The sequence below is a fragment of the Neobacillus sp. CF12 genome (genome assembly GCF_030348765.1).
Lineage (GTDB): Bacteria > Bacillota > Bacilli > Bacillales > Cytobacillaceae > Neobacillus.
Genome location: NZ_JAUCEU010000007.1, coordinates 5,414,268 through 5,426,761, shown reverse-complemented (window position 1 = coordinate 5,426,761; position 12,494 = coordinate 5,414,268). Strand labels below are relative to the sequence as shown.

Here is a 12,494-nt window from a genome sequence, read left to right as displayed (position 1 = left end):
TAGTTGGAATGCCTTTTGTATAAGTATTAATTCTACATCACTCCGCATATTCCTTCTTTAGCAGCCAATTTTTCTAAAAAGGATTAATGTCGAATTTTTTTCTGTAGGTTCTCTTGACATCTAACAATAAATAGTTTATTCGTATACATGCAAGTCTAAACCTAAAAGATTCATTTTTATCACAATTTTTTATTATAGTATATTCCTTTCTACATTTCCATACTTTTTTATACTTAATTGAAAAACACATAATCTAAGATTATGTGTCATGCTCTTCTTTTATGAAAGTAATTTAGAATAACATTTGCCGTTTCCTCGACTGCCTTATTGGTTACATCAATAACCGGACAATTAATTCTATTTACGATCTTTTCAAAGAATGTTAGTTCATCACGAATTCGTTCGATATTTGCATAACTAGCTTGATCATTTAATCCTAATGAAATTAATCTTTCCCGTCTAATATTGTTTAACTTTTGCGGGCTAATCTTAAGTCCAAAGCATTTTTCAGCTGGAACTTTGTATAATTCCTCTGGAGGGTCCACTTCGGGAACTAGAGGTACATTTGCCACTTTTAGACGTTTTAAAGCCAAATATTGTGACAGTGGTGTTTTCGAAGTTCTAGATACACCAATTAAAACAATATCAGCTTTTAATATTCCCCTTGGATCGCGGCCATCATCATATTTCACAGCAAACTCAATGGCTTCTACTTTTTTAAAATAATCTTCATCTAGTTTTCTCACAAGACCAGGTTCACAGAGAGGAGTTTTCCCACTAAAGACTTGAATTTGATCCATAATTGGACCCATTAAATCAACAGCATAAATATTTGCTTCATCTGCTTTTTCCTTCATATAAACCCGCATATCTGGTTTTACTAGAGTAAATGCGATCATAGCATGGTCCATCGTAACAAGGGAAATTACTTCATCAATATGTTCCTTATCTTCAACATAAGGGAATCTTTTCAATGTCATACCCGATCCATTAAACTGACTGATTGCTGCTTTTGTAACTAATTCAGCTGTTTCCCCCACTGAATCAGATACCACATATATGACAGGTGTAATCATTCTTCCTCAACAGCTCCTCTGGAAATACTTTAATTTTTTATGTCCATTCCTGGGAATACTGCTTACTCATCCCCCAAGGCAACAAATGCTTTTGTGATATTTGTCTTCGTTATTCTGCCAATAACTTCAAAGCCTTTTTCTGACTGCCTGACCACCGGTAATGCATCAATTTGTTTATCGATAAGTAATTTAGCAACATCAATTAACGAGTCTTCCATTTCACACATCGTTATATTTGGCATTCTAGTCATAATGATGTTGATTGGTAGTGCTGTGAGTTCCTGCTTGCCAATACTGGCTCGCAGCAAGTCCTTTCTTGACAAAACACCTACTAGTAAGGAGTTTTGGTCTACAACAAATAAGGTTCCAACATCCTCAAGGAACATTGTACAAATTGCATCATATACCGAAACATTCTCCTTTACAATAACAGGAATTGAATTATAGTCTTTTACAATTATCTTCTGGAGATTTTCAGTCAAAAGCTGTGTACCTGATTTTCCTGTATAAAAATAACCTACACGTGGTCTTGCGTCTAGGTATCCAGCCATGGTTAGGATGGATAAATCAGGTCTTAATGTTGCTCGTGTTAAGTTTAGTTGCTCAGCGATGCTCTCCCCTGTTATCGGTCCATTATCCTTCACAATCTGAATAATATGTTCTTGGCGTTTAGTCAGTTCTATTTTTCTCACCACCATTTTTAATCCATTTAGGTGCAGCAGCAGCCGCACCTTTAAAATGGTTTAAAATTTAAAATATAATTTTTTCTTGGATAAAGTTGACTAATTCTGCAATCGGTACCCGGGTTTGTTCCATTGTGTCACGGTCTCTGATGGTTACCATTTTGTCTTCTTTTGAATCAAAATCAAACGTGATACAGAATGGAGTACCAATTTCGTCATGCCTGCGATATCGTTTTCCAATTGAACCGGCTTCATCGTAATCAACGGAGAAATACTTTGCTAATGTTTCATATACTTCTTTTGCTTCATCAGAAAGTTTTTTAGACAAAGGCAGAACTGCCGCTTTAAACGGTGCCAATGCAGGATGGAAGTGCATAACGGTCCTGGAAGTACCATCTTCAAGTTGTTCTTCATCATAGGCATCAATTAAAAAGGCTAACGTTACCCGGTCGGCACCTAACGAAGGCTCGATACAGAATGGAATATATCTTTCATTGGTCTCGGGATCGATATAGTTGAAATCTTCACCAGAGAATTGCATATGCTGCTTTAGATCATAATCGGTCCTTGAAGCTACTCCCCAAAGTTCTCCCCAGCCAAATGGGAACTTATATTCAAAGTCTGTGGTCGCATTACTATAGTGAGAAAGTTCATCCTCTGAATGGTCACGAAGTCTTAAATTCTCCTTATTTAAGCCTAAAGAATGCAGCCATTGCTCCGCAAAATTCTTCCAGTAATCAAACCACGTTAACTCTTCACCAGGCTTACAGAAAAACTCAAGTTCCATTTGTTCAAACTCACGGGTACGGAAAGTAAAGTTCCCAGGTGTTATCTCATTACGGAAGCTTTTTCCGATTTGTGCAATACCAAAGGGTAATTTCTTTCTCATTGTACGCTGAACGTTTTTAAAATTAACAAATATCCCTTGTGCTGTTTCAGGACGGAGAAATATTTCATTTGTGCTAGACTCTGTTACACCTTGGAAGGTTTTAAACATTAAGTTAAATTGGCGGATACCGGTAAAATCATGACTGCCGCAATCTGGACAAGCAATGTTATGTTCTTTAACCAGTTCTTCCATTTTGTCAAACGGAAGTCCATCAACAATCATCTCTATTCCCTTTTCATCCAGTGCGTTTTCGATTAACTTATCTGCACGGTGTCTGGCTTTACAGTTTTTACAATCAATCATTGGATCGTTAAAGTTGCCGATATGACCAGAAGCTTCCCAAGTTCTTGGGTTCATTAGTATGCTCGCATCTAAACCAACATTGTAAGGTGATTCCTGTACGAACTTCTTCCACCAAGCTTGTTTTATGTTGTTTTTAAATTCGACTCCTAGTGGTCCGTAATCCCATGTATTTGCTAGTCCTCCATATATCTCAGACCCTGGAAAGATAAATCCTCTATGTTTCGCGTGAGAAACGATTTGTTCCATTGATACTTTCATCTTCATTACTCCTCTTCAATTATTGATAAAAAGGCTGTATTAAATTGGTCTGTTGATTTCCGTTCCAGGCACTTCGCTTTCCGCGGGCGGTACGGGGAGCCTCCTCGGCGCTAAAGCGCCTGCGGGGTCTCCCCTGCCCCGTCCTCCCGCAGGAGTCTTCGTGCCTTCCACTCCAATCAACGAGTGCCAAATATAAAACTAGCTTTAACACAGCCAATAAAAAATAAAAAACTCTCGTCTCTATGCTTAAATTAAGCATAGGGACGAGAGTTACCCGCGGTTCCACCCTATTTGCTGCTGGTTAGTGCAGCCTCTTTTATGTGTTGAATCACACATGATATGCTCCAGAATGCCTTCCTTAGTTCCCTATACCCTAGCTCGCACCATCCTAGGTTCGCTTTTACAGAGATTGCTAAGTACTACTTTCCTTCGTAGCATTTATTCATATTATTAAGAAACATATTAACGAAGTCTAAATTAAAAGTCAATAATGTCAGCTATAATTGGTTGCGAAATTTTTCCATCGACTGAAGAAATTTCTTTGTTTTTAGATAAAGCCCTGAATATTCTTCATAATAGGCTGAAATAACCGTTTTTAACTCATCTTTAGTCTCCTGTTTAACAGAGATGTTTCCTAATCTTGAAAGATCAATAAAATAAAATAATCGTAATAATTTTACAGATGATGGCGATAATTTATAATGGTACGGATCCTTATCTAAACATCGGTGGCAAATGAAACCACCTTCACGAATGGAAAAAGAAAAAAGTCCGTCTGTGCTGCCGCAAACGGAACATTGATTTAGAGTTGGGAATAATCCCAACACATTAAGCATTTTCATTTCGTAGATATTCATTAGAATATCTGAATCATACCCTTCATTCATATAATTTAATGTTTGAAAAAGAAGTTCGAAATGAAACGGGTTTGGTTTTTTATCCTCGGTACACTTATCAGTTAATTCAACAATATAACTAGCATAAGCAGTTAGGAATATATCTTCCCCAATGCTGCGAAAGCTGGTAATCAATTCTCCCTGTTGAACACTTCCTAATCCAGTTCCTCTTTGGACAAGAAAGTAACCGTGAGTAAAAAGCTGGGTAATGGAGGAAAGCCGGCTGTTAGGTTTTTTAGCACCTCTAGCCATAAAGCCCACCTTTCCCCATTCCCTTGTATATAAGGTAATAATTTTATTGGTTTCACCATAATCTGTAGATCTAATGACGATGCCTTCACACTTTTGGAGCATATATGTCACCATCCCGATACATTAGACAACCTTATGAAACGGGAAAATCCATTTGCGCTAGATCTTCATTCTGATTTCCGGGTATTTCTTGGTTTTCCTTCTCTAATTCTTTAAAGAGAAGATATGTGTCAATATTACCTGTCTGTAGGAATACCTTCCACGTAAAATCCATCATCGAAAACCCCACCTTTCATGATATAGACTAGCCTTTTTCCAATCCCAAACCTTACAATTATCATAGCCTGCCCAAGCAAAAATCATAAGACGAAAAATTTGTTAATGTTGTCCATGCATAATCTTATAAAAAATATAATATTTTAGTTAGGGTTTAGTTAATTAATATTCATCTTCATTAAAGCCAAAATCGCGTAGTTGGGACATTTTATTACGCCAATCTTTTTGAACTTTAACCCAAAGCTCTAAGAAAACTTTTGATCCTAAAAGATTTTCAATATCAACTCTGGCACGTTTTCCTATTTCCTTAAGCATACTTCCTTGTTTCCCAATAATGATGCCCTTTTGAGAATCTCTCTCCACAATAACAGTAGCCATTACATGAATGATATCCTTACCACCATGTTGACGTTCCATTTTATCTAGAACTACAGCAAGGGTATGAGGAATTTCCTCACGTGTTAAGTGCAGCGCTTTCTCTCGGATTAATTCTGTGATAATAAATCTTTCTGGATGATCGGTTACCTGATCTGCCGGATAATACTGTGGCCCTTCAGGTAAATAAACTTTAATTTGTTCTAGTAACCGTTCCACATTATTTCCTTCAAGTGCTGAAATAGGAACAATTTCTTTAAAAGCATACTTTGCTTTATATGATTCAATTAATGGCAGTAATTCATCCGGGTGTATTTGATCGATTTTATTAATAACAAGGAAGATAGGTGTGTTAACGGTTTCGAACTTTTCAAGAATAAACTCTTCTCCACGGCCAAAACCTTCCTCAGCATTTACCATAAATAGAATTAAATCAACTTCTTTTAAGGTGTTTTGTGCTACCTTCATCATAAAATCGCCTAATTTATGCTTTGGCTTATGAATCCCTGGTGTATCAATAAAAACCATTTGGGTATCATCCAACGTTAAAACACCCTGAATTTTATTACGAGTAGTCTGTGGTTTATCACTCATAATTGCAATTTTCTGACCGATAACACGATTTAGAAAAGTTGACTTCCCTACATTTGGACGCCCAATAATTGAAATAAAACCTGATTTATAACCTCTATTATCATTACTTAGCATGTAAATCCTCCGGAGAAAAGGCACCAGGAAGTAACTCAGCTACAGTAATTTCTAAGATATCGCCTTTTAGGTTGGTTAGAACGACCTTCATGTCCCGTGGACAAAGTTCCGAGATTACCTGCCGACAAGCCCCACAAGGCGAGCATGGTCGATCAGTATCTGCCACAACTGCAAGCATTTTAAAATCTCGATCACCTTCAGAATAAGCTTTAAACAATGCTGTACGTTCCGCGCAATTGCACATGCTATAAGCGGCATTTTCTATGTTACAGCCATGATATACTTTTCCATCTGTTGTTAAAAGTGCTGCTCCTACCTGAAAATTAGAGTAAGGAACGTAGGCTTTTTCTCTTGCCTTCTTTGATTCTTCGATTAATTTCTCGATGTTCAAACTTCAATCTTCCCTTCCAGCAGTAATTATCTGCCGCTTTCTTTATTTTACCCTAAAAATGTCACAAAATCATCACTTGTAGCGAAAAAGTAATATAAAAATTTGAATTTTCATAAAAGTCAGCTAATTAACCTATTTCATGAAGAGCTGATAAGTTATTGTACCGAATTCACAATTTCATTTCAAATTAACCATCTAAGAAAATATGGTAAAAAGATAATAACTCCAATCACCACTGCCATAATTGCATACACAAAAACCGCTCCTGCAGCTAAATCTTTTGCCTGTTTCGCAAGTGGGTGGTACTCTTCTGTAATTAAATCCACTACCCGCTCAACGGCAGTATTTATTAATTCTAAAGAGAAAATACCACCTATGGCTGCAATGACAAATAACCATTCCAACTTACTTATCGAAAAGAAAACTGAACAGCCAATGACAACGATAGAAACAAATAAATGGATGCGCATATTTCTTTCTGTCCTAAGGGCTGTCCTTATACCTGTTATCGCATAAGAAAATGATTTCCATAGCCGAGGACGTTTATCTTGTAAGTCCATAATCGTCTAATATTTCCTTTTGTCGAGAAAACATTTTTTCTTCCTCTTCCTTTTCCATATGATCATATCCTAGAAGATGGAGGAAACCATGGACAGATAAAAAGCCTAGTTCACGAATAAAAGAATGTCCATATTCCTTTGCCTGTTCCTCTGCCCTAGGAATCGATATGATAATATCCCCCAAGACACGAGGAAGTTCAACTCCGATTAATTCGATTTCTCCCTCACCGATTTCTTCCATCGCAAAAGAAATAACATCTGTTGGGGCATCTTTATCTCTATATTCGCGGTTTATTTCATGAATTCTTTCATTAGAAACAAATGTAACGGATACCTCACTATTCTCTTCAACACTTTCCTTCTTTGCGGCAAAATTTAATAACTTTTCTATTTCTACCATCTGCTCATCGGAGAGTTGATTTGTTTCATCAACTAAATCAATCATCAACTTGCTCATTCTTGAACCACCTTCTTCGTCATTTCTGGATATTCAATTCTCGAGTGGAATATTCCCTTTAACGTTTCACAAAAAGAATGTGATACCGTTTCAAGTTCCCTTAAGGTTAGGTCACATTCATTTAACTGTCCATCCTGAAGCCTGTCCGCAACAATCTTTTTAACTAGCGATTCTATTGTTTCAGGGGTAGGCTGGTTAAGGGATCTTACTGCTGCCTCCACACTGTCTGCAATACCTACAATAGCTGATTCTTTCGTCTGTGCTTTTGGACCTGGATAACGATAGTCTTCTTCAGACACATCTTGACCGTCCTTTAATGCCTTATGGTAAAAGAATTTTAAAAGACTAGTCCCATGATGTTGTTCTGCAATATGGATAATTTCCTTTGGCATATTATATTTTTTTAATATCGCAGTACCATCGGTTACATGTGAAATAATGATATTTGCACTTTTATCCGGCGGTAATTTATCATGCGGATTATCAAGGTGCATTTGATTCTCTATGAAAAAATTTGGACGTTTTGTTTTACCAATATCATGGTAATAACAGCCTACTCTTGCCAATAGACCGTTTGCTCCTATGGCTTCACAAGCAGCATCAGCCAGATTGGCAACCATCACACTATGGTGATACGTTCCTGGTGTCTCCATCAAGATTTTCCTTAGTAATGGGTGATTAGGATTTGAAAGCTCAATCAACTTCATTGTCGAAAGAATTCCAAAGCTTGTTTCAAAAAATGGTAATAATCCCATCGTCAGCACCGCAGAACCTATACCTGAAAAAATGGCTGTTAAGATATAATACCCATATTCTAATCCAGAAAATTGTCCATTTGGTAAAAACATAAGCGCACAAATCGTGAAAAGATTCACAGCTGCCGCAAAAGAACCCGCTTGGAGTATTTTGGACCGCTGATTCTGGTCACTTAAAAAGAGCACACCTGCGAGGGCACTAAATAAAATATAAATGCCCACGGAAAAATTAAGTGTTCCAGAAACCCCTTCATTAAATAAAATGCTCCCGAAAATAGAAAAGATAATCGATGAAAGAATCGCAAGTTTTTCATCTATTAATATCTTAATTAGCATTCCACCCATGGCGGCAGGGAATAAGTAGCCAATTCCGGAATAGTTAAATATTTGTAACATACCAATAATTTTTAAAATAAAGAACGTCAAGATAAAAACAATTCCAAACAAAAGTAGGTTTGTCTGTCTCTTTTCTGGCTGTTCCTTCATTTGATAGAAATAAACATAAATAGATGACAGAATGATTGTAATAAGTATGGTAAGACCAATAAATGGTTTATACGATTGTTTGTTATCCAATAACCCTACCAACTCAAGTTGACGATATTCTTCCTGTCGGATTAATTTCCCCTCTTCGATAATAATTTGCCCTTGGAGGACTTTTACAGGCTCAACAGATTCCGCTGTTTGTTTTCGTAGTTCTTCAGTTGCTTCTGGGTCATAAAACTCATTTTGAATAACCGCATATCTGCCTAATTCAATAGCGGCATTCTTTAAGTCAGCGTTCAGAGTCGTAAATTTCAACTCTTCTTCTAAGCTTTTTTTGGCATTTTCAACATCATCTGCAGAAATTCGCTTGTTCATGACGTTGTTGATAGCTGTTACTGTTAAATCTTTTGCAATAGATAATTCATCATTACTGGCTTGTACAAGTGCAGTAAAAACACGATTTGAGAGATCCTTAATGACGCGATCAGTTAATTTAGACTTTAACATGGTTTCTTCGTCTGCAATAGTTGGTTCAATAACATCTAAAGGGTCATCCATGGTAACGTCACTTTTTTTCAATTCATCCTCGATTTCATCGTTTACTTCCGAAGCTGAATCAAAAATGGATGTAATTAAATCTACTTGATTTGAGGAGTATTCTTTTTTTAAGGTATAGACGTCTTGAACTTGATCTAACGCCTCTTGACGCTTCTTTTCTGTACTAACTCTATCCTCAACTGTCGCGGGAGAACGAATCGTTTTCTCTGCTACCGTTAACAAACTAACATCGAGTTTCTCAGGCTTTACGTTTCCATACATGGAGATAAATAATATGACCCCTAAAACAACAAAAACGAATACTCTGAAGAAGGTATAATCGAGAAACTTTTTTATTTGAATTAAGTATTGCTGTATTTTTTTCAATTAACTCCCCCCAAAAGCACCTAAATGAACCGTAGTTTCTTATGTAACTTGCTTTATGTAAAATGATAACAGTTTTTTCCTGAAGTTTCATCCTCTAATAAATGAAACGCCATTATTATGGGGTATTTGTTGTGATAATATGGCAAAAAGGGAAAGGGATAAACCATTGAACGGTTTATCCCTTTTTGTCTGAATTAGGTTTATATCGGTTTCTTTTCGTATGCTTCGACAATTCTTCCAACTAGCGGGTGACGAACAACATCACTTTGTTCTAAGAAGACAAATGAGATCCCCTTGACACCCAACAAGATATTTTCGGCTGCTACCAGTCCAGATTTTGCCCCTTTTGGCAGATCGATTTGTGTTTGATCACCGGTAATAACCATTTTGGAACCAAATCCAAGACGTGTAAGAAACATTTTCATTTGGGCATGGGTCGTATTTTGTGCTTCATCTAAAATGACGAAAGCGTCGTCTAATGTGCGCCCTCTCATATAGGCTAGAGGTGCAATTTCAATCGTCCCACGTTCTATTAACCTTTGTGTATGTTCTGAACCAAGGATGTCATTTAGTGCGTCATATAACGGTCTTAAGTATGGATCCACCTTTTCTTTTAAATCCCCAGGTAAAAATCCTAGACTTTCTCCTGCCTCAACCGCAGGTCTTGTAAGGATAATCTTATTTACCTGTCCATTTTTCAACGCATTGACAGCCATTACAACCGCTAAATAGGTTTTCCCTGTACCTGCAGGACCAATACCAAATACGAGGTCGTTCTGCCTTATAGCCATTACATATTGTCTTTGTCCAAGCGTTTTTATTCTAATTGTCTTACCTTTTACATTCTTAGCGATTTCCTCATCATAGAGATTATCAAAATAATCAAGTGTACCTTTCTGGGCCATTTGAATGGCTGATAAGACATCTCTCTGACTTATCGTTACACCCTTTCTAATAACAAAAATAAGCTTGTCTAGAATCTGACTGGCAAGTACTACTTTTTCTTCATCGCCGGATAAACTGACAGATTCTCCTCGCGTTACGATTGAAACTTTAAGCTCTTCTTCAATTATTTTTAAATTAGAATCTGCATTGCCTAGGAGGGCAATCGCTTCTGCTGGATTTTCTAACTGTACATTAATTGTTTTTAACGTTTCTGTCATTCAGGAGTCTCCTTGGGTATTGGTTGTCCAACCGCAATATTTTCGATGATCTTAAAGTGGATATCTAGGATAACTTTACCATTTTTCAACTCTTTGTGTAAAATTTTTTCATCTTTTATAATAGCATCTTCATCTAATCCACTTTTTATTTTATTTTTCGCCAATTCAATTGCATTATTTTCAGCTTCCTCTTTCGTATAGGTTCTGGTCATTTCTTCACGTGCTCTCAATGTCTCATTACCAATAGAAATTGGCAACTCCCATTTGAGAAAATGTATTTTCTTTATATTTTTTTCCACTTCATATTCCGTAAATTCAGGTTCGCCAAATCCCCAAAAAGGGATCTCTAAATTTCCTATAATAATTGAATGCTTTTGCTTTTCTTGACCATTAAAAACCGAGAAATTCGTTTTTAATGGCAACTCAACATGGCTTTTATACCATGTTTCCCCCCAAACCTCACCAACAGCAGCAACTTGCTGAGTTTGCCCTTCCTTTCCGATTACACCGGATACTAGCAATTGACCTGGTTCCACATGGTCATTGATATCGACCATTTTCTTTCCGGTTTCAACATACATATTTGAAATGATTGCTTTCTTTTTGGCGACAAGATTCCTTGGTGGTATTTGCTCTGGTTTTTCAGGCTCTTTTTTCTCGACTACTTGCAGATGATAGGTTGTCCCTTTTAACTCCACACCGACCCAAGTAAGGTTACCGACATTATTTGTTAAGTTCCTTTGAATTCCTTCCACATTATCCACAAATAATTGAACCTTTCCAATCTTTACCCCCATCTTGTCCAATTCTTTGCGAATTTGATACTCAGTAGCCGGCTTAGCCCCTTTAATTTCAATTCCCCAAATGACATTAGATAAAAACATAATAATCAGTAAGAATAAAAGAGCCCCACCCAAAAAACCACTATTTTTCAATAGTCGCTTAAATAAAAAAGGCATTCCTGCCCTCCTTAAGAATGAAATGGAGCATTCTCTTTCTTTTGCATAATGCCTGATTTTCAATGCATCATTAAGTCTCATTGTAAAAGTTATGGTTTCAGTTCCATGTCGTTTTACATTCCATATCATCAGGCCATTCCTAATTAGAACGTTCAAGAATCTTTCTATGCCTCTTCCTGATACTTTAACTGTTACTTTGCCAGTTAAGAATTCGATCCATTTGTTTTTCATTTTGCTCCTCCTGGATTTTCGTTTATATAAATGACCTGATCAATTTTCCCTTCAAGTAAAATTTCTTCAGGTAAAATGGTCTTTATCACGAATGATTTTCCTTTTATTTGCAATTGCCCCTGCTTTAATAACAAGCGCAATTCTTTATCAGTGAAGGTAATCAAACCTCTATGATTCTCAATGTAAATATGGATTTGCCCTATCATGGTGATTCGGGGTAAATCCATCATGACATCTTGAGGAAGATCCATTTTTTGTGCCATCCAGTTCCGGACACGCTGGCCCCATTTTTTTGCCATAAAAAAAGAACCCCCTTTCATCTCATGTTTATGAAATGAAAGGGGGTTCTAGCACATCTTTTTCTATTTTATACTTTGTCTTAGTAAGTAATTTAGTTAATTCTTTTTCGAGAAATATGGTTTTTTCGCCCGTGGTTCACCTAGTATTTCTCCCCAAATAATTCCATTAATAATTGTTTTTTCATCAGGTCTTTCAAATGAAACATCGTTCGATTCCACTTTTTTTCTGGTAACTTTGGGTCGTTCCGACTGACTTATTTGCATTCTATTTATAACTGGATTCTGTTTTATTTCTTGATAGTTCAGCTCAATATCTTGAAATTTAGAGTCTTGAGTTACAGCCTGACCCTCTGAGATTTGTCCGGATTTTTTCGGAATGCTCCCCATTTGTTGTTCCACCATTGTACGAAAATCATCAAATCTTTTTGCCGTAAAAGGCTTTGTTCTTCCTGGATTTGGTTTTCCCTTTGCTTTTCCAAAAATGGATGAAAGTATTCCAACGATAATCAAGAATAAAATTGTTTCCAAGATCACCCCTCCTTTAAAGGATTAT

The 12,494-nt window shown here is 36.7% G+C and carries 14 protein-coding genes; all 14 read right to left on the bottom strand.

Features of this window, described 5'->3' with window-relative positions; translation table 11 throughout:
• Positions 1 to 266: 266 nt before the first annotated feature.
• The 14 genes from QUG14_RS25930 to QUG14_RS25865 all read right to left on the bottom strand — a co-directional run bounded on the left by QUG14_RS25930 (position 267) and on the right by QUG14_RS25865 (position 12,469).
• Entirely contained in the window at positions 267 to 1,076 is an 810-nt protein-coding gene (locus tag QUG14_RS25930) for a pyruvate, water dikinase regulatory protein (protein ID WP_289343348.1), read from the bottom strand.
• A gap of 62 nt (positions 1,077 to 1,138) precedes the next feature.
• Positions 1,139 to 1,774, bottom strand: coding sequence for a transcriptional regulator CcpN (gene ccpN / locus QUG14_RS25925; protein ID WP_289343347.1), 636 nt, complete (start codon positions 1,772 to 1,774; stop codon positions 1,139 to 1,141).
• 52 nt (positions 1,775 to 1,826) lie between these two features.
• A complete protein-coding gene (locus tag QUG14_RS25920; RefSeq protein WP_289343346.1) occupies positions 1,827 to 3,209 on the bottom strand; it encodes a glycine--tRNA ligase in 1,383 nt (460 codons plus the stop codon).
• 497 nt (positions 3,210 to 3,706) lie between these two features.
• A complete protein-coding gene (recO, locus tag QUG14_RS25915) occupies positions 3,707 to 4,459 on the bottom strand; it encodes a DNA repair protein RecO (protein ID WP_289343345.1) in 753 nt (250 codons plus the stop codon).
• A 31-nt stretch (positions 4,460 to 4,490) separates the two neighbouring features.
• Positions 4,491 to 4,634 carry a YqzL family protein gene (locus QUG14_RS25910; RefSeq protein WP_075686228.1) on the bottom strand — a complete coding sequence of 48 codons (144 nt, stop codon included), beginning with the start codon at positions 4,632 to 4,634 and terminating at the stop codon, positions 4,491 to 4,493.
• A gap of 161 nt (positions 4,635 to 4,795) precedes the next feature.
• Entirely contained in the window at positions 4,796 to 5,716 is a 921-nt protein-coding gene (gene era, locus QUG14_RS25905; protein ID WP_289343344.1) for a GTPase Era, read from the bottom strand.
• On the bottom strand, positions 5,706 to 6,107 hold the full coding sequence (locus QUG14_RS25900) for a cytidine deaminase (RefSeq protein ID WP_289343343.1): 402 nt from the start codon (positions 6,105 to 6,107) through the stop codon (positions 5,706 to 5,708). The genes era and QUG14_RS25900 overlap by 11 nt, the downstream gene beginning before the upstream one ends.
• A gap of 182 nt (positions 6,108 to 6,289) precedes the next feature.
• Positions 6,290 to 6,667, bottom strand: a complete 378-nt coding sequence (locus tag QUG14_RS25895; RefSeq protein WP_289343342.1) for a diacylglycerol kinase family protein — start codon at positions 6,665 to 6,667, stop codon at positions 6,290 to 6,292.
• A complete protein-coding gene (gene ybeY / locus QUG14_RS25890; protein WP_289343341.1) occupies positions 6,651 to 7,124 on the bottom strand; it encodes an rRNA maturation RNase YbeY in 474 nt (157 codons plus the stop codon). The genes QUG14_RS25895 and ybeY overlap by 17 nt, the downstream gene beginning before the upstream one ends.
• Positions 7,121 to 9,289 (bottom strand): HD family phosphohydrolase, encoded by a 2,169-nt coding sequence (locus QUG14_RS25885; RefSeq protein WP_289343340.1) that lies wholly within the window; start codon positions 9,287 to 9,289, stop codon positions 7,121 to 7,123. The genes ybeY and QUG14_RS25885 overlap by 4 nt, the downstream gene beginning before the upstream one ends.
• Before the next feature lie 200 nt (positions 9,290 to 9,489).
• On the bottom strand, positions 9,490 to 10,452 hold the full coding sequence (locus QUG14_RS25880) for a PhoH family protein (RefSeq protein ID WP_289343339.1): 963 nt from the start codon (positions 10,450 to 10,452) through the stop codon (positions 9,490 to 9,492).
• A complete protein-coding gene (gene yqfD / locus QUG14_RS25875; protein ID WP_289343338.1) occupies positions 10,449 to 11,642 on the bottom strand; it encodes a sporulation protein YqfD in 1,194 nt (397 codons plus the stop codon). The genes QUG14_RS25880 and yqfD overlap by 4 nt, the downstream gene beginning before the upstream one ends.
• Positions 11,639 to 11,941 (bottom strand): sporulation protein YqfC, encoded by a 303-nt coding sequence (gene yqfC, locus QUG14_RS25870; RefSeq protein WP_289343337.1) that lies wholly within the window; start codon positions 11,939 to 11,941, stop codon positions 11,639 to 11,641. Before yqfC ends, yqfD begins: the two co-directional genes overlap by 4 nt.
• 96 nt (positions 11,942 to 12,037) lie before the next feature.
• Positions 12,038 to 12,469: a hypothetical protein gene (locus QUG14_RS25865; RefSeq protein ID WP_289343336.1), complete on the bottom strand. Its 432-nt coding sequence runs from the start codon at positions 12,467 to 12,469 to the stop codon at positions 12,038 to 12,040.
• Between the last annotated feature and the right edge of the window lie 25 nt (positions 12,470 to 12,494).

Excerpts from the sequence above, each read along its gene's own strand:
- QUG14_RS25930 (WP_289343348.1), bottom strand. The coding sequence starts at position 1,076 with ATGATTACACCTGTCATATATGTGGTATCTGATTCAGTGGGGGAAACA.
- ccpN (WP_289343347.1), bottom strand. The coding sequence starts at position 1,774 with ATGGTGGTGAGAAAAATAGAACTGACTAAACGCCAAGAACATATTATT.
- QUG14_RS25920 (WP_289343346.1), bottom strand. The coding sequence starts at position 3,209 with ATGAAAGTATCAATGGAACAAATCGTTTCTCACGCGAAACATAGAGGA.
- recO (WP_289343345.1), bottom strand. The coding sequence starts at position 4,459 with ATGCTCCAAAAGTGTGAAGGCATCGTCATTAGATCTACAGATTATGGT.
- QUG14_RS25910 (WP_075686228.1), bottom strand. The coding sequence starts at position 4,634 with ATGATGGATTTTACGTGGAAGGTATTCCTACAGACAGGTAATATTGAC.
- era (WP_289343344.1), bottom strand. The coding sequence starts at position 5,716 with ATGCTAAGTAATGATAATAGAGGTTATAAATCAGGTTTTATTTCAATT.
- QUG14_RS25895 (WP_289343342.1), bottom strand. The coding sequence starts at position 6,667 with ATGGACTTACAAGATAAACGTCCTCGGCTATGGAAATCATTTTCTTAT.
- ybeY (WP_289343341.1), bottom strand. The coding sequence starts at position 7,124 with ATGAGCAAGTTGATGATTGATTTAGTTGATGAAACAAATCAACTCTCC.
- QUG14_RS25880 (WP_289343339.1), bottom strand. The coding sequence starts at position 10,452 with ATGACAGAAACGTTAAAAACAATTAATGTACAGTTAGAAAATCCAGCA.
- yqfD (WP_289343338.1), bottom strand. The coding sequence starts at position 11,642 with ATGAAAAACAAATGGATCGAATTCTTAACTGGCAAAGTAACAGTTAAA.
- yqfC (WP_289343337.1), bottom strand. The coding sequence starts at position 11,941 with ATGGCAAAAAAATGGGGCCAGCGTGTCCGGAACTGGATGGCACAAAAA.